Here is a 17,068-nt window from a genome sequence, read left to right on the forward strand (position 1 = left end):
CACCTAAAAGTTATTTTCATGATTTTTAGGAAGCTTTCCGGCAGTCAGAAAATAAAGTCTTATTTTCGCACTTTAGTTGAAAAAAGAATTTAATAGTCTCAATAAAGATGGATTACAACTTCAGGGAGATTGAAAAAAGCTGGCAAAATTACTGGGCCGAGCATAAGACCTTCAAAACAGAAGACGATTATTCAAAACCGAAATTCTATTGCCTCGATATGTTTCCTTATCCTTCGGGTGCCGGATTGCATGTGGGCCATCCGGAAGGATATACGGCTACCGATATCATTTGCCGTTACAAAAGGGCAAACGGATTTAACGTCCTTCACCCAATGGGATGGGATGCATTCGGACTCCCTGCAGAACAGTATGCTATTCAAACCGGTACCCATCCGGCGATTACCACGCAAAAGAATTGTGACAACTTCCGCCGTCAGATTCAGTCGTTGGGATTGAGCTACGACTGGGACCGGGAAATCAATACGACCGATCCGGCATATTATAAATGGACACAATGGATTTTTACCCGTTTATATAATACGTGGTTTGATGGGGAGCAGCAGAAAGGTCGTCCGATAGAAGAACTGTCTGTTCCGGCAGAAATTGAAAGTAAAGGAAAAGAAGCAGTACGCGAGTATATTGATGAAAAGCGTCTGGCTTATTACGATAATGCACAGGTTTGGTATTGCCGTCATTGTAAGACGGTTTGTGCCAACGAAGAGGTGCTGAACGACGGCTCGCACGAGAAGTGCGGTACGAAAGAGGTGGAGCGTCGTTTCCTGAAACAGTGGATGCTTCGTATTCCGCATTATGCCGAGCGTTTGCTGACCGGCCTTGACAATCTGGACTGGCCGGAAGGCGTGAAAGATATGCAGCGGAACTGGATTGGAAGGTCAACCGGTGCCGAAGTGGATTTCCTGCTGGATGGTGTTGATGAGAAAATCAGGGTGTATACTACCCGTCCCGATACATTGTTTGGCGCAACCTATATGGTCATTGCTCCAGAGCATGAATTGGTTGACGTGATTACTACGGAGGAACACAAAGATGCCGTTAATGATTACGTGCGCTCGGCTGCACTGAAAAGTGATTTGGACCGGACCGATTTGGCGAAAGATAAAACCGGCGTATTTACGGGCCGGTATGCTATTAATCCCCTTACCGGGAAGAAAATTCCGGTGTGGGTGGCCGATTATGTGCTGACGGGATACGGTACCGGTGCGATTATGGCTGTGCCGGCACACGATACCCGTGACTTTGAATTTGCGAAAACATTCGGTTTAGATATTGTCTGCATTCTCGATCCGAAAGATGCGGAACCTGAATTACGTGAAAAGGTTCTTAAGGGAGACGCTTGCTGGACGGAAGACGGAGCTTATATCAACTCGGCTAACGAAAGCGAAGGTCTCGATATTGACGGCATGAGCAAAGAGGACGGCCTGAAAACTGTTATTGAATGGCTTGAGTCGAAAAATCTGGGTAAGGCTACCGTGAATTACAAGATCCGTGACTGGTTGTTTAGCCGCCAGCGTTTCTGGGGAGAGCCTTTCCCGGTAATTCATTGGGAAGATGGCGAAGTTTCTGTTTTGTCAGACGAAGATCTGCCCCTGATTCTTCCGGATGTTGAAAAATATCTGCCGGGAGAAACGGGCGAGTCTCCTTTGGCCAATGCCGGCGATTGGTTATATGTAACCGATTCAAATGGACGGAAAGGCCGTCGTGAAACGAATACCATGCCCCAGTGGGCCGGGTCGTGCTGGTACTACCTGCGCTATATCGACCCGAAAAATGATGAGGCTCCATTCGATAAAGTAAAAGAGAACTATTGGATGCCGGTTGACCTTTATGTCGGTGGTGCCGAACATGCGGTACTTCACTTGCTGTATAGCCGTTTCTGGCATAAAGTATTGTTTGATTTGGGTGTGGTTTCTACCGATGAGCCCTATCTGAAATTGTATAACCAGGGAATGATTCTGGCTTTTGCTTATGAAACGGCTTCCGGCTCGAAAGTTCCTTCTGATATGGTGGAGGAACGTGACGGCAGTTATTTCCATATCGAAACCGGTGAGGAGCTGAAGCAGATTGTGGCCAAGATGTCCAAATCGCTGAAGAACGTCATCAATCCGGACGACGTGGTAGAAGAATACGGAGCCGATTCATTGCGTCTGTACGAAATGTTTATGGGGCCGCTGGATGCCACCAAACCCTGGACCGATACCGGTGTGAAAGGTGTGTATAACTTCCTGAGAAGGGTATTCACCTTCTTCTCCAACCTGGACAATGTCAGTGAAAAAGACGATACCAAAGAGACGTTGAAGCTTTTACATCAAACCATCCGGAAGGTAGGCGATGACGTAGAAGATTTGAAGTTCAATACCGCGATTTCGCAGATGATGGTGTTCACCAATCACTGTTATAAAGCGGGCAAAGTTTCCCGTTTGACTGCCGAAACATTTATGCAGGTGTTGGCTCCTTTTGCTCCGCACATTGCGGAAGAGCTTTGGAACCTCTACGGGAACGATGCCAGTGTAAGTTTGGCTGAATGGCCCAAAGTGAACGAAGAATACCTGGTTGAGAATACCTTTGAGTATCCGGTTTCATTTAATGGAAAAATGCGCTTCAAACTCGAACTTCCGTTAGATATTTCGAAAGATGATGCTGAAAAAGCAGTACTGGAACATGAGGCTGCAAAACGTTGGACGGAAGGTAAAACCGTGGTGAAACTGATTTACGTACTAGGTAAGATTATCAACGTGGTTGTTAAGTAATTGTAAAGAATCCAATCTTCATAAAAAGCACGGAAAAATCATGATTTCCGTGCTTTTTTTTATTCTACTTTTGCGCAAATTTTAATCGAGATGAGCGGAAAAGTATATAATCAGGTTCGGGACTACGCAATTATCGTTTTAGGGTTATTCCTGTATGCTTTTGGTGTAGCTGCATTTTTAATTCCCGCTAAGATTATTGGTGGCGGAATTACGGGTGTGGCAACGGTTATTTACTTCACGACGGGAATAGAAACCGGGTATACCTATTTTATTATTAATATTTTCCTTGTTTTGGCAGCCATCAAAATACTGGGGACAAGCTTCGGGGTGAAGACGATCTTCGGTATGGCGGTGATGGCCGTATTTCTGAATGTATTACAGTCGATATTTACTCACCCTATTATCGACGATCAGTTTTTGTCTGCTGTTCTGGGAGGTATCCTGGGGGGAGCCGGCCTGGGAATTGTCTTTAATCGTGGAGGAAGTACCGGTGGTACCGATATTATCGCGATGATTATTAATAAGTATCGGAATGTAAGCCCGGGACGTATTATTATGTATTGCGACGTGATTATTATTGCTTCCTCGTTTTTCGTTCTGAAATCAGTAGAGGGAATGGTGTACGGTTACGTTTCGATGTGGGTCGTTTCTTATACGGTCGATTCGTTCTTGAACGGTGCCAAGCAGTCGGTTCAGATGTTTATCTTCTCCGAGCGCTACGATGATATCGCGGATTATATTGTTTATCAAGCAAATCGGGGACTAACTGTTTTCGACGGAACAGGTTGGTACACCCGGAAACATGTAAAAGTGATTATGACGGTAGTCAGAAAAAGAGAGGCTTCTCCAATTTATAAACAAATAAAACAGATTGATCCTGATGCATTTATATCCCAGAACTCCGTAATGGGTGTATTTGGTCACGGATTTGACCAAATCAAATATTAACTTTGTCTGTGTTGTGATTATTATCATATGTTAAATCAGGGAAAGTAGAAGCAAATGAAAAAGTGGATTCCGGGGATTGTTTTGGCCGTTTTGATAATTGTTGTTGTGGGATTTTTTATCATCCGGAAGAATACAAAATCGGGGCAGGAAGATTTATCGGTTACTCAACCAATTGATAGCGTAGCAAAGGTTTTACCGCCGCCAGTTTTAAAGTTTGGACTGCCAGTTGATTCCTTTGTTATTGAAAATAAGAAGGTGCGGCGCAATCAGAACCTTTCGGATATTTTGGTAAAATATGGCGTGTCGTATCAGGCTATCGATCAGCTTGCCCGGAATGCAAAAGGCGTTTTTGATGTGCGTCGGATCAAGGCAGGAAGTGCCTATTCTATGTTCCTGGCTCACGATTCTTTGCATACTCCCCGTTATTTCATTTACGAAGATTCACCTGTTGATTATTATACATTCGATCTTAGCGGCGATTCACTTCGCGTGAAAGCCGGTCAGAAACCGGTGATAACCAAACGCAAGGTGGCATTTGGTCAGATTAACTCTTCCCTGTGGAACGCAATGACGGATAATAATTTGAATCCGATTCTGGCTATCGACCTTTCAGAGATTTATGCCTGGACCATTGACTTTTTTGGAGTTCAGAGGGGAGATTGGTTTCAGATAATATACGATGAGAATTATGTCGATGGAAAATCCATTGGTATCGGAACCATTTATGCCGCCCGTTTTAATAACATGGGTGATGATTATTATGCGTTCAATTTCGATCAGGACGGCCGGGCCGATTATTTCGACGAAGACGGCAAGAGTTTGCGGAAAGCTTTCCTGAAAGCTCCACTCAAATATTCGCGCATCAGTTCGCGTTTTACCAACAGCCGCTATCATCCTATTCTACGAATCAGAAGACCGCACCATGGAGTTGATTACGCTGCACCGACCGGAACACCGGTTCATTCAATTGGTGACGGAGTGATTACGCGCCGGGGTTACCAGGCACGTGGTGGCGGCAATTACTTATACATCAAACACAACTCTGTCTACACGACTTCCTATATGCACCTTTCGCGGTTTGCCAGGGGCATGCACCCCGGTGTGCGTGTTAAGCAGGGACAGTTGATTGGCTATGTAGGAATGACAGGACTAGCTACCGGGCCACACCTCGATTTCAGGGTATATAAAAATGGTACAGCTGTCGATCCGCTAAAAGTGAAAGCGCCGCCTGTAGAACCGGTGAAGAAAGAGAATATGGTGCGTTTTGAGGAGCATCGGGATTCACTCATGAATGAGTTAATGACTATCCCGATTCCCGGCAACGAAACCGATCAAATTCCTGTGGCCGATGTCATTCACAGCACGCCTGCAGATAATCAATAACAGCTTTCGAATTTTTGGTACGGATTTTCCAGTTATGGTGATTATTTCATTAAAAAATTTTCGATCACCTCGGGGAAGTATTGGTATTCCAATTGGTGGATGCGTTTAGCCAGCGACTCCGGTGTGTCGTCCGGGAGGACAGGACACTTTTCCTGGCGTAAAACGGTTCCGTGATCGTAAACTTCATCGACCATGTGAATGGTGATACCACTTTCCTTTTCCTGGTTGGCGACAACTGCCTCGTGTACTTTCATTCCGTACATTCCTTTACCACCATACGTTGGTAGCAGGGCCGGGTGAATATTAATAGTCGGGAAAGCCTGGATGAGGTTGGTGGGTACCAACCAAAGAAAGCCTGCCAAAACAACTAAATCGATGTTGCGGCTTTTGAGTCGATTCAGGAAATCTTCCGAATCGTAAAACTCTTTCCTGTTAAAGGAGCCATACTCAATTCCATATTTTGCTGCTCTTTCGAGCACATAGGCGTCTGAGCGGTTGCTCCAAACCGAATCGACGCGGATGGTTGGATGGTCTTGAAAATACTGTATTATGTTTTGTGCATTTGTTCCTGAACCCGATGCAAGTATGGCTATGTTTTTCATAATTAGAGTTTTGTGTGCTATTTGAAAATTGACTATTCGACTGATGAATTCGAAAACAGGCTTAGGAAGCCGTTTTACCCTGACGAAAAGCCATATTATGGAACAAATATTTGGAAAATAATTGGGTTTCTTTATTACTTTGCACCCGTTGATTTGAAAAAATCATAGTTTAAATTTATTCATAGTATTAACGTTAAAATTTAGAAATTATGTCTGACGTTTCGGCTAAAGTTAAATCGATCATTGTAGACAAACTTGGTGTTGATGAAAGCGAAGTTACTAACGAAGCTTCTTTCACCAATGACTTGGGAGCTGATTCACTCGATACCGTTGAGCTGATTATGGAATTCGAAAAAGAATTCAATATTGCTATCCCTGATGATCAGGCTGAAAAAATCGGTACTGTAGGCGAAGCTGTTGCTTACATCGAAGAGAACGGAAAGTAATTATTACTGAATAAAGGTCTTAAAAACTTACCATGGAATTGAAACGAGTTGTTGTTACCGGCTTAGGTACGATCAACCCGCTCGGTAAGAATATCCAGGAATTCTGGGAAGGCCTGAGGAATGGGGTTAGCGGTGCCGGCCCCATTACTCATTTTGATGCCTCCAAATTCAAAACGCAGTTTGCCTGCGAAATAAAGGATTTCGACCCGAATGATTACCTCGAGCGCAAGGAAGTTCGCAAACATGACATGTATGCTCAGTTTGCTTACATCGCTGCTGACCAGGCAATCAGTCATTCAGGAATCGACCTGGAAAAAATCGATAAGGACCGGGTTGGTGTGATCTGGGGTGCAGGTATTGGTGGTTTGGATACTTTCTTTCAGGAAGTAACCTCCTTCAATTCAAATCCGGAAAATCCGCGATTTACCCCCTTCTTCATTCCTAAGATGATTGCCAACATGGCCAGTGGTAATATTGCCTTGAAATATCGCTTTCGGGGACCCAGCATTACCACGGTTACTGCTTGTGCTTCGGCAACCCATGCATTAATTGATGCAGCGAGTTATATCCGGCTCGGAAAAGCCGATATGTTCGTAGCCGGTGGTTCCGAATCAGCAATCAACCAGGCGGGTGTTGGTGGTTTCAATGCCATGCGTGCCCTTTCAACGCGTAACGATGACCCGAAAACGGCATCGCGGCCTTTCGATAAAGATCGTGATGGATTCGTGATGGGAGAAGGTGCTGGTGCACTCATCCTCGAAGAATATGAACACGCAGTTCGCCGTGGCGCGACCATCTACGCGGAATTGGTTGGCACTGGCATGTCAACGGATGCTTACCATATGACTGCTCCTGATCCCGAAGGAGAAGGTGCTGCACTGGTAATGAAGCATGCGCTGGACGATGCCGGTCTGAAACCTGAAGATATCGATTACATTAACGTACACGGTACTTCTACCGGGCTGGGAGATGTTGCCGAGCCAAAAGCAATCCTGAAAGTATTTGGTGACCATTCTTACAAGGTAAGTGTGAGTTCAACCAAGTCGATGACAGGTCACTTGCTGGGAGCGGCTGGTGCAGTTGAAAGTATTGCCTCTATTTTGGCAATGCAGAACAGCATTGTACCTCCAACGATAAATCAATTTGAATTGGATCCGGAAGTTGATCCGAACATTGATTTTACTTTTAATCACGCAAAAGAACGCCAGATTAATTTTGCACTTAGCAATACATTTGGATTTGGCGGACACAATGCGACTGTAATCTTCAAAAAATTGTCATAAGAAAGTGATAAAGGCTTTGAAGCAAAGAATAAAACTCTTTTCCTCGCCGGGGAAAGAGTTTTATTTGTTTTTGAAATCATTGCTTGGGTTCTACCCCGGAACCCTGCACTTTTACGACATTGCGTTTATTCATAAGTCGGCTTCCACGGTCGATTCTCACGGTTATCCGGTCAATAACGAACGCCTCGAATATCTGGGTGATGCCATTCTTGGTGCCGTAGTGGCCGATTATCTTTACAACCGTTTTCCTCATAAAGACGAGGGCTTTCTTACCCAATTGCGCTCCCGGATGGTCAACCGGAGCTTTCTTACCAAACTTACTTTTAAAACGGGTCTGAATCGTTTTGTTGAATCGAATACCAACTCTGCTAACGAGACCAGCCACATCTACGGTGATGCTTTCGAGGCGCTGATTGGCGCCATTTATCTCGACAAAGGATACGAGCAGACCAAGAAATTCATCGTTAAGCGCATCTTGTCGGTCTATGTCGACATTCATAAACTGGAAAAGAAGGATACCAACTACAAGAGCCAGTTGATTGAGTGGGGACAGAAGAATAAAAAAGAGGTGCAGTTTAAGACCCAGGATAATCCGGGTACCACGGGAGATAAGCCGCCTTTTGTTTCGCAGGTAATTGTTGAAGGAGAGCTGTTCGGCGAGGGCGATGGATATTCGAAAAAGGAATCACAGCAACAGGCTGCCAAGGTGGCTTTGATGAAGATTCAGGACTAAGAAATTTTCCCGTAAATTGTCGTAGAAAGAAAAAGGCGGGAACTACCCGCCTTTTAAACCAAAACCTAAATTCACCTTGTGAAAAAACTCAGTTAACCCCAAAAATTAAAAACCTATTAACCACGTTTTATGTTACAAACATAGTTTTTTTATTTTAAAATGCAATCGGCAATATGTTAAAACGAGTTAAAAATTGATCATACATCATCCCATTTTTCCTGCCTGCTTTCCCTGTGTTTGTCTCGTTTAAAATGTTAATTTCAAATGCATCTGATTGCTAATCAATCTAAGATATTGTTAAATATTGTTAAGTGCTGGTTAGCAGATAACCCAAGTAAGTTATCTTTGTATCCATGAGCAGAAAGGTGATCTACTTCCTAAGCCTTACAATGGCAATTGCTGTTGTGGCATTGATCTGGCTTCAGACAATGGCAATTAAGCGCACGTCGCAGCTTAAGGAGGAACACTTTAACCTGTTGGTTAACCGTGCCTTGGAGGATGTTGTCGATAAACTCGAGAGCGAAGAGATGAACCTCTTTTGGTATGGAGAGGACGATCCCTCGACACCGGGAGGTGGCTCGGGCTTCTTTCCGAACTCGGGCGCTATAAAGCCTTTGAACGAAAAGGTTGCCAAAGGGGAACTGAGTTTGTCATACAATATGTCAGCTTCATCCTACCGCAGTGGAGTGAAGACTGAAACCAAAATCTCATTTGGCGATTCGAATCAGGTGCATGTGCAACACCGCAGCATGGGCACGATTGAGTTTCTGGGGAACAACTCCGCAGCGAGTGATAATATGATGCAGAAAAAGTTCCAACAAAGCTCTGCCCGGCAAGAGCGGGTGATCCGTTCGATGGAATTTAATCTGAACCGTTCCAGTATCCCGATTAACAAAAGAATTGACCCTGATTATTTAAAGCATCTGCTGAACACGGAACTCCGCAACAGCGGAATTACACTTAACTATCAGTATGCTGTCGAATCGCAGATAAGTGGCAAGTCAACGGTGTTGATGGGAAGCGATGGGTTTGATCCGAGCCACGCCACGAAATACCGGAAATTGTTGTTCCAGAATGATATCAACGTTAAGCCCAATTTTCTGACGGTATATTTCCCCGAACAGCGTGGGTTTTTGATACAATCGACCGGTTTTCTGGTTATCCCTTCAATTCTTTTGACGTTTATTATCATCGGGATTTTTGCCATAACGTTGCATATCATTTTGCGGCAGAAGAAGCTTTCGCTGATAAAGAACGACTTTATTAACAATATGACGCACGAGTTGAAAACGCCGATATCTACTATCTCGCTTGCGTCGCAAATGCTAAAGGATACTTCTGTAACTCATACCCCGAAGACGATTGAACACGTGTCGGGTGTAATTTTCGACGAAAGTAAAAGACTAAGTTATCAGGTCGAGAAGGTGTTACAGATGGCGGTATTCAACGAAGGCCGCCTGAAACTTAAAATGGCGGAGATTAATCTGAATGATGTGGCCGGCACTGTCGCATCAAACTTCCAGATAAGGGTTAGCTCGCAAAACGGAGTCTTGCATACAAATTTTGCAGCCGATCGTCCGATTGTGAAAGGTGACGAGGTTCATATTACCAACGTGTTGTTCAATTTGCTGGATAACGCAGTGAAATACAGCACAGAAAATCCGGAAATAGAACTCTCTACCGAGAACAAAAATGGTTGGGTAGTGGTTGCAGTAAAAGATAATGGAATAGGAATTCCAAGAGAACATCAGAAACAAATTTTTGAGAGATTCTACCGCGTTCCTACCGGGAATGTCCATAATGTCAAAGGTTTTGGCCTGGGATTATCGTACGTTAAGCGTATAGTCGATGTCCACAACGGCCAGATAAAAGTGGACAGCGCATCTGGTAAAGGAACCCGTTTCAGAATCTATCTGCCCGTTAAAGTACAATAGATTATGGAAAAAAAGACTAGAATTCTCCTGGCTGAGGATGACGAAAACCTGGGGCTGCTGTTGAAAGAATACTTGATAGCCAAAGGTTTCGACACCGAGCTTTATCCCGATGGCGAAGCAGCCTATCAGGGATTTATGAAGAGCCAGTTTAACCTTTGTATTCTTGATGTGATGATGCCCAAAAAAGACGGCTTCTCGCTGGCAAGAGACATTCGTATGGTGAACACCGATATTCCGGTGATTTTCCTTACGGCGAAGAACATGAAGGAGGATGTGTTGGAAGGTTTTAAACTGGGTGCTGATGATTACCTGACAAAACCATTCAGCATGGAAGAGCTGATCTTCCGCATCGAAGCAATCCTCCGTCGAACCGAAGGAGAAGGGCAGGAAGGAAACCAGGAGGTTTTCAAACTAGGAAAGTACACCTTCGATTCGCAGAAACAAACGCTTACCGATGGTAAGGAAACGCAGAAGCTGACGACCAAAGAGAGTGAATTGTTGCGGTTGCTTTGCGTGAATGTGAATAAAGTGTTGGAGCGTAACTTCGCGTTGAAAACTATCTGGGTAGACGATAATTATTTCAATGCCCGTAGTATGGACGTGTATATTACGAAGCTACGTAAGCACCTGAAGGATGATCCGGGTGTTGAAATTATCAATGTTCACGGCAAGGGGTATAAACTGATTGTATAAAATATTCGTGCAAGAAACTTTAATCAACAAAAAGCCCGGATTCTTTATTCAGAATCCGGGCTTCGTATTTTGCAGAAATATTTTTAATCGAGTTTGAGAACGGCCAGGAAGGCTTTCTGTGGAACTTCCACATTACCTACCTGCTTCATCCGCTTTTTACCCTTTTTCTGTTTCTCCAGCAGTTTCCGTTTACGCGAGATATCACCTCCGTAACATTTGGCTGTTACATCTTTCCGAACGGCTTTTACCGTTTCGCGCGCAATAATCTTGGCGCCAATAGCGGCCTGAATGGCCACGTCGAATTGCTGGCGCGGAATCAACTCTTTTAGCTTTTCGCAAATACGTCGTCCGAAGTTATATGCGTTGTCGAAATGAATGAGCGTTGAAAGTGCATCGACCGGCTCGCTATTCAGCAGAATATCCAGCTTTATCAGCTTGGCTGAGCGGTATCCGGTGATGTGGTAATCGAATGAGGCGTAGCCTTTGGAAATACTTTTCAATTTATCGTAAAAATCGAATACAATCTCGCCCAGTGGCATATCAAAAGTCAGTTCAACCCGGTCGGCGGTCAGATAATCCTGCTTTTTCAAAATGCCCCGCTTCTCCAAACAAAGCGTCATGATAGGACCAATGAAGTCGGACTTACTGATGACTTGTGCCCTGATAAAGGGTTCTTCGATATCTTCAATCAAAGTAGCTTCAGGCATTCCGGATGGGTTATATACATCCAGTATTTCACCGCCCTTGGTATGAACATGATAGGAAACGTTCGGAACGGTGGTAATCACATTCATGTCGAATTCGCGATCGAGACGTTCCTGCACAATTTCCATGTGGAGAAGCCCGAGGAATCCGCATCGGAAACCGAAGCCAAGAGCTGCCGATGATTCCGGCTGGAAAGTAAGTGATGCGTCGTTTAGCTGCAGCTTTTCCATGGCTGTCCGCAGGTCCTCGTAATCGTCGCTATCGATTGGATAGATACCGGCAAAGACCATCGGCTTCACTTCCTCGAAACCGGCAATGGCTTTATCGCAGGGATTCTTCACGTGTGTGATGGTATCACCGACTTTTACCTCGCGCGCTGTTTTTATTCCGGAAATGATGTAACCTACGTCGCCGGCGCTCAATTCATCGCGAGGATTCATTTTCAGTTTCAGCACACCAATTTCATCGGCCTGGTACTGTTTGCCGGTCGCCACAAATTTCACCAAATCGTTGGTGTGGATGGTTCCGTTGGTAACTTTGAAATAAGCAATAACACCGCGGAATGAGTTGAAGACTGAGTCGAAAATGAGGCATTGCAAGGGTGCGTCCGGGTCACCAACGGGAGGCGGAACATCTTTTACAATGCGCGTAAGAATTTCGCCAACGCCTTCTCCTGTTTTCCCCGATGCCCGGATAATGTCTTCGCGCTCGCAACCCAATAGGTCGATGATTTGGTCTTCCACTACTTCCGGCATGGCATTTGGTAAGTCCATCTTGTTCATTACCGGAATGATTTCCAAATCGTGCTCGAGTGCCAGGTACAGGTTCGATATGGTTTGCGCCTGAATTCCCTGAGTAGAATCGATAATTAACAAGGCTCCTTCGCAAGCAGCGATGGAACGGGAAACTTCGTAGGAGAAGTCGACGTGCCCGGGAGTATCAATCAGGTTGAGCGTGTATTTTTGTCCTTCCTGCAGATAGTTCATCTGGATGGCATGACTCTTAATGGTAATTCCCCTTTCCTGCTCCAAATCCATATTGTCGAGCACCTGCTGCTTCATCTCCCGTTGGGTGACAGTTTGCGTCATTTCCAGGAGACGATCGGCTAATGTGCTTTTACCGTGGTCAATGTGGGCAATAATACAAAAGTTCCTGATGTTATTCATGGGCAAATGATATCTTATGTCCTGATTTTCTTATTCTAAAAGTCTATTCCAAAGTCACGCAAAGATATTCAATTTTTGATAACGAGTGGGAAAAATTCACGGTCATTGTCAGATGGATATTTGGCGGATATATGCTATCTTTCGACGCTTTTATCTACTTGATTTCCTTATGGAAAAACAGTTAATTTCAGGATTTTACAACAGCATGATTTTTTCGGACCGGACAGATCATCTAAATTTATCGATTAAGCAGTCGCGCAATAATTGATGTGCCTGATAATATTTTAACTTTGAACCGCCAAATCCGGAACAGTTGAAATGGTTTTTGAGTTCCGGTCGAATTATACAGAAATGAAGGAAAATAATATTCTGACCGTCGTTGTCCCCGTTTATAACGAGGAAAGTAACATGGATCGGCTGGAAAAAGAACTTTCTGCTTTTGCCGGGATTTCTTCCGTGCCGACACGCATTCTGTTCGTCAACGATGGTTCAACCGATACCAGTCAACAACAGCTGGAAACGATGTGCGAGCGCAATGAGGCGTTCTCATTTATTCAGTTTCGCGAAAATTGTGGTCTGAGTGCAGCCATCAAAGCCGGAATCGATCAGGCGGAAACCCCTTTGGTGGGATACATCGATGCTGATTTGCAAACGTCGCCGGAAGACTTTAACAAGTTGCTGCCGTTTGCAAATGATTTTGCTCTGGTAACCGGAATACGAGTCGATCGGAAAGACAGTTTTGTGAAGAAGCTGTCGTCGAAACTGGCCAATAGCATTCGTCGTTCCATTACACACGACGGCGCTACGGATACCGGTTGCCCGTTGAAAATTATGCAAACCCCGGTGGCCCGGAAGATTCCCTTTTTCGATGGGATGCACCGTTTTCTTCCGGCATTGATTCAACTCGAAGGCGGAACCGTGAAGGAAGTTCCGGTTCGTCATTTCCCGAGGGTGGCTGGCGAGTCGAAATTCCATTTGTGGAATCGACTGGGAGGTCCGTTGAAGGATTTGTTTGCTTACAGTTGGATGAAAAACCGGTATATCCGTTACGATATTAAGAAGCGCGGTTGATGAGAGATAACTTCCTGGTATATGGTGTAGGTTTCCTGGCACAGATCCTTTTCTCGGGCCGGATGATTATTCAGTGGTTTCGCTCCGAAAAAGCGGGCAAACCGTTGTCTCCTACTATTTTCTGGCAGCTCAGCCTTTTCGCGTCTATGTTGCTGTTCGTTTACGGCGTACTTCGGAAGGATTTTGCCATTGTCCTTGGACAGCTGTTGGTTTACTTTGTTTATATCCGAAACTTACAGTTGAAGAATAGGTGGAAAACCATTCCATTGATTTTTCGGTGGGTGTTTTATGTTTTGCCGGCTTTCAGTCTTGGTTATCTTTTTTCCGGGGCACCGAACAACATCCGTGAAATACTTGGAAACGAAAATGTATCATTCGGCTTGTTGCTTTGGGGTAGCGCCGGGCAGTTAATATTTACTTTCCGGTTTGTGTATCAATGGATCGATTCCGAGCGACAAAACGAATCGGTATTGTCCAATACATTTTGGATTATCAGCCTGGCGGGCTCGTTGATGATATTCAGCTACGCCATTTTTCGCCTCGATCCGGTGTTGTTTCTGGGACAGTTAACCGGAGCATTTGTCTATTCACGTAATTTATTGCTGGGATTGAATCATCCCGGATTTTTAAGTCCGGTCATCCGGAAAGTGGCCGCACGATTAAAGAAACGATCATGAGCAGAGAGAACCGTCAACTTCTGGCATTGCTGGTAATTACTTTTTTCGCCTTTGTGATTCATAACGGCGTATTGGACGCCAACATCATGGAGGCCCGAAACCTGGTGACTGCCCGCGAGATTTTGCAGACACACAACTGGTTAGTTCCTACTATGAATGGTGTGTTGCGACTGGAAAAACCGCCGTTGCCAACCTGGATTGCAGCCTTTATGATGCATATTTTCGGGCAGGACAGTCTGGCGATTCTTCGTATTCCGGCTGCCCTTTCCGCTATGTTGTTGGTTTTCTTCCTGTATAACTTGACGAAAGAACTGACGCGTGACGAACATCTTCCCTTGCTGGCCGGTGGAACCGTTGCAACCAGTTTCTATATATTTTTCATGGCGCGAACCATTACCTGGGACATCTTCTGTCACAGTTTTATGTTGGGCGCCATCTGGATGCTATATCGCGGCTGGAACCGAAAGGAAAAAGCCTGGAAAGAGTTTATGTGGGCGGGTATACTAATGGGACTTTCCTTTCTGAGTAAAGGCCCGGTTTCGTTCTTTGCGCTGCTGTTGCCTTTCCTCATTGCGTTTTTCGTTGCCTATGGTTTCAGCGGTGTGAAGTTGCAATGGAAACCTTTGATGGTAGCATTGGGGATTTTGCTTGCGTTCAGTACGTGGTGGCCGTTGTATATCTATTTCCTGCATCCCGAATTTTCCACGTATGTGGCCGAAAAGGAATCGGCTGCATGGATGAACAGGAGTGTACACCCGTGGTATCACTACTGGAGCTTCCCGGTGCAATCCGGAATATGGGCACTGCCGGCTGCGGCTGCTGTAATTATCCCTTATGCACGGAAGAAAATCGGACAGTTCGGCAACTACAAGTTTTTGGCGCTTTGGGTTTGGGCAGCGGTTATTCTGCTTTCCTCATTTCCTGAAAAGAAAGAGCGTTACCTGATGCCGGTTCTGATTCCGTTGGCATTAATAACGGCCTATTATTTCCGTTACTTGATGCATGCTTTCAAAGAGAAGGAGCACACCAAAGCCGATACGATTTTATATTCCATCCAGGGATACCTGGTAGGTTTGGTTGGTTTTGCTTTGCCGCTGGCAGTGATGTATCATAATCACCGGTTTAATGATGGTTTATCACTTGGTTTGCAGATAATTATTTTGGTTGTTTTCTGGGCCATTGGCGGATATGTGGTAAGAAGCACCTACCGGAAAAAGGCGTTCCGCCTGTGGAGTGGAACGGTGGTACTGATTATGGCATTTTGCTTGCTGGTGATTCCCTCGGCGCGTAATTTCTTCCAGAAAAATCCCGATTACCGGCCTTATAACGATTTGCGCCACATGGAGAAAGTGCAAAATATGCCTTTCTATTTCAATGGCCCCGTACCCGGAAAATTCATTCAGGTGGTTTGGAGTAGCGGACATCTGATTCAGTACTGGGATACGTCGAATGCGACCGGAACTCCGGTTGTTACGCCGCTGGTGGTGATGACACACGAACCTCCCGAGGACGTTTTCAACGAAAGTTTTAAGGAGAAGTACGATTTTGAGTCGTTGGGACATTACGATCTCGACATGAAGAAAAAAGATGGAATTAAAATATTCTCGAATTATGTGACCATAATTCGGATGAAACAAGATACGCCGTAATGCAAACTGTTTTAGTGACCGGATGTGCCGGCTTCATCGGTTCACATCTGTGCGAAAGTCTTTTGAATAAAGGATTCCGGGTAATCGGAGTCGACAATTTTGACCCGTTTTATAGTCGGGTAATAAAAGAGCGAAACCTGGTTAGCTTCATCGGTCAGCCTTATTGCTCGTTTGCCGAGCTGGATTTGGCCAATAAAGATGACCTGGCCACTTTTTTGAAAGATAAATCTCCGGATATTATTGTTCACCTGGCTGGGAAAGCCGGTGTACGGCCGTCGATTGATGATCCGGCGGGCTACATTCGGGCTAATATCACAGCGACGCAGAATATTCTCGATATCATGAAGGAAAAAGGTATCCGGAAAATGGCCTTCGCTTCGTCATCGTCGGTGTATGGGAATTGTCCGGAAACACCGTTCCGTGAAGATATGGACGTTTCTAATCCGGTTTCGCCGTACGCTTTTACCAAGAAGAGTTGTGAGCTTATCAACTACACTTACCATCACCTTTATCAGCTGGATATTCTGAATATGCGTTTTTTCACGGTGTTTGGTCCACGGCAGCGACCCGATTTGGCCATTCACAAGTTTACCCGGTTGCTTCGGAATAATGAGCCTATTCCCATGTTTGGCGATGGAGGAACGGCACGTGATTACACATATGTAGCGGATACTGTTGCCGGCATTGAATCGGCGATTGACTATTTGTTGAAAAATGAGAATGTGTACGAAACCGTGAACCTCGGAAATAATCATCCGGTGCTGCTCCGCGATATGATTCAAACGATTGCCGAAGAGGCCGGCGTTAAGCCCGTTATCAATCAGCTCCCGATGCAGGATGGCGACGTGAATATTACGTATGCCGACATTTCCAGGGCGAAAGAGCTACTGGGCTATCAGCCGAAAACTTCATTCCGCGAAGGCATTAAGAAATTCCTTATGTGGTACGACGAGATGCATAGCGCGTAATTTAGAACGCAACCACCTTTTATTTTCTCGGATTTTAAGGCT

At 45.0% G+C, this 17,068-nt stretch carries 14 protein-coding genes; 12 read left to right on the top strand and 2 right to left on the bottom strand.

Annotation, left to right across the window (positions count from 1 at the left end; genetic code table 11):
- The first annotated feature begins 107 nt into the window (after positions 1–107).
- The 3 genes from leuS (at position 108) to CLV93_RS06255 (ending at position 5,099) form a co-directional block, all read left to right on the top strand.
- A complete protein-coding gene (gene leuS, locus CLV93_RS06245) occupies positions 108–2,768 on the top strand; it encodes a leucine--tRNA ligase (RefSeq protein ID WP_106541303.1) in 2,661 nt (886 codons plus the stop codon).
- Between the two features lie 90 nt (positions 2,769–2,858).
- Positions 2,859–3,716 (top strand): YitT family protein, encoded by an 858-nt coding sequence (locus tag CLV93_RS06250; protein WP_106541304.1) that lies wholly within the window; start codon positions 2,859–2,861, stop codon positions 3,714–3,716.
- 54 nt (positions 3,717–3,770) lie between these two features.
- Complete coding sequence (locus CLV93_RS06255; RefSeq protein ID WP_106541305.1) at positions 3,771–5,099, top strand: peptidoglycan DD-metalloendopeptidase family protein; 1,329 nt, start codon at positions 3,771–3,773, stop codon at positions 5,097–5,099.
- Positions 5,100–5,140: 41 nt separating this feature from the next.
- Here the strand turns inward: CLV93_RS06255 and purN are convergent, their stop codons facing one another.
- Complete coding sequence (gene purN / locus CLV93_RS06260) at positions 5,141–5,701, bottom strand: phosphoribosylglycinamide formyltransferase (protein ID WP_106541306.1); 561 nt, start codon at positions 5,699–5,701, stop codon at positions 5,141–5,143.
- A gap of 209 nt (positions 5,702–5,910) precedes the next feature.
- On the opposite strand from purN, the gene CLV93_RS06265 reads away from it, so the two are divergent.
- The 5 genes from CLV93_RS06265 to rprY all read left to right on the top strand — a co-directional run bounded on the left by CLV93_RS06265 (position 5,911) and on the right by rprY (position 10,790).
- The gene (locus CLV93_RS06265) at positions 5,911–6,147 is read left to right on the top strand and encodes an acyl carrier protein (RefSeq protein ID WP_025862964.1); all 237 of its coding nucleotides are present in this window, start codon (positions 5,911–5,913) and stop codon (positions 6,145–6,147) included.
- 32 nt (positions 6,148–6,179) lie between these two features.
- Positions 6,180–7,430: a beta-ketoacyl-ACP synthase II gene (gene fabF, locus CLV93_RS06270; protein WP_106541307.1), complete on the top strand. Its 1,251-nt coding sequence runs from the start codon at positions 6,180–6,182 to the stop codon at positions 7,428–7,430.
- A gap of 16 nt (positions 7,431–7,446) precedes the next feature.
- Positions 7,447–8,163, top strand: a complete 717-nt coding sequence (gene rnc / locus CLV93_RS06275; protein WP_170108878.1) for a ribonuclease III — start codon at positions 7,447–7,449, stop codon at positions 8,161–8,163.
- 353 nt (positions 8,164–8,516) lie between these two features.
- Positions 8,517–10,097, top strand: a complete 1,581-nt coding sequence (locus CLV93_RS06280) for a sensor histidine kinase (protein ID WP_106541309.1) — start codon at positions 8,517–8,519, stop codon at positions 10,095–10,097.
- 3 nt (positions 10,098–10,100) lie between these two features.
- Positions 10,101–10,790, top strand: a complete 690-nt coding sequence (gene rprY / locus CLV93_RS06285; RefSeq protein ID WP_106541310.1) for a response regulator transcription factor RprY — start codon at positions 10,101–10,103, stop codon at positions 10,788–10,790.
- 83 nt (positions 10,791–10,873) lie between these two features.
- Here the strand turns inward: rprY and lepA are convergent, their stop codons facing one another.
- Positions 10,874–12,661, bottom strand: a complete 1,788-nt coding sequence (lepA, locus tag CLV93_RS06290; RefSeq protein WP_106541311.1) for a translation elongation factor 4 — start codon at positions 12,659–12,661, stop codon at positions 10,874–10,876.
- A 351-nt stretch (positions 12,662–13,012) separates the two neighbouring features.
- On the opposite strand from lepA, the gene CLV93_RS06295 reads away from it, so the two are divergent.
- The 4 genes from CLV93_RS06295 to CLV93_RS06310 are packed head-to-tail and all read left to right on the top strand — an operon-like array spanning position 13,013 to position 17,026.
- Entirely contained in the window at positions 13,013–13,732 is a 720-nt protein-coding gene (locus tag CLV93_RS06295) for a glycosyltransferase (protein ID WP_106541429.1), read from the top strand.
- Positions 13,732–14,409, top strand: a complete 678-nt coding sequence (locus CLV93_RS06300) for a lipid-A-disaccharide synthase N-terminal domain-containing protein (RefSeq protein WP_106541312.1) — start codon at positions 13,732–13,734, stop codon at positions 14,407–14,409. Before CLV93_RS06295 ends, CLV93_RS06300 begins: the two co-directional genes overlap by 1 nt.
- A complete protein-coding gene (locus CLV93_RS06305) occupies positions 14,406–16,058 on the top strand; it encodes a glycosyltransferase family 39 protein (protein ID WP_106541313.1) in 1,653 nt (550 codons plus the stop codon). Before CLV93_RS06300 ends, CLV93_RS06305 begins: the two co-directional genes overlap by 4 nt.
- A complete protein-coding gene (locus CLV93_RS06310) occupies positions 16,058–17,026 on the top strand; it encodes a GDP-mannose 4,6-dehydratase (protein ID WP_106541314.1) in 969 nt (322 codons plus the stop codon). The genes CLV93_RS06305 and CLV93_RS06310 overlap by 1 nt, the downstream gene beginning before the upstream one ends.
- Positions 17,027–17,068: the final 42 nt, after the last annotated feature.

The organism is Prolixibacter denitrificans (assembly GCF_003014495.1).
GTDB classification, from domain to species: domain Bacteria; phylum Bacteroidota; class Bacteroidia; order Bacteroidales; family Prolixibacteraceae; genus Prolixibacter; species Prolixibacter denitrificans.

Coding starts and splice junctions, on each gene's coding strand:
- leuS (WP_106541303.1), top strand. CDS start 108: ATGGATTACAACTTCAGGGAGATTGAAAAAAGCTGGCAAAATTACTGG.
- CLV93_RS06250 (WP_106541304.1), top strand. CDS start 2,859: ATGAGCGGAAAAGTATATAATCAGGTTCGGGACTACGCAATTATCGTT.
- CLV93_RS06255 (WP_106541305.1), top strand. CDS start 3,771: ATGAAAAAGTGGATTCCGGGGATTGTTTTGGCCGTTTTGATAATTGTT.
- purN (WP_106541306.1), bottom strand. CDS start 5,701: ATGAAAAACATAGCCATACTTGCATCGGGTTCAGGAACAAATGCACAA.
- CLV93_RS06265 (WP_025862964.1), top strand. CDS start 5,911: ATGTCTGACGTTTCGGCTAAAGTTAAATCGATCATTGTAGACAAACTT.
- fabF (WP_106541307.1), top strand. CDS start 6,180: ATGGAATTGAAACGAGTTGTTGTTACCGGCTTAGGTACGATCAACCCG.
- CLV93_RS06280 (WP_106541309.1), top strand. CDS start 8,517: ATGAGCAGAAAGGTGATCTACTTCCTAAGCCTTACAATGGCAATTGCT.
- rprY (WP_106541310.1), top strand. CDS start 10,101: ATGGAAAAAAAGACTAGAATTCTCCTGGCTGAGGATGACGAAAACCTG.
- lepA (WP_106541311.1), bottom strand. CDS start 12,661: ATGAATAACATCAGGAACTTTTGTATTATTGCCCACATTGACCACGGT.
- CLV93_RS06295 (WP_106541429.1), top strand. CDS start 13,013: ATGAAGGAAAATAATATTCTGACCGTCGTTGTCCCCGTTTATAACGAG.
- CLV93_RS06300 (WP_106541312.1), top strand. CDS start 13,732: ATGAGAGATAACTTCCTGGTATATGGTGTAGGTTTCCTGGCACAGATC.
- CLV93_RS06305 (WP_106541313.1), top strand. CDS start 14,406: ATGAGCAGAGAGAACCGTCAACTTCTGGCATTGCTGGTAATTACTTTT.
- CLV93_RS06310 (WP_106541314.1), top strand. CDS start 16,058: ATGCAAACTGTTTTAGTGACCGGATGTGCCGGCTTCATCGGTTCACAT.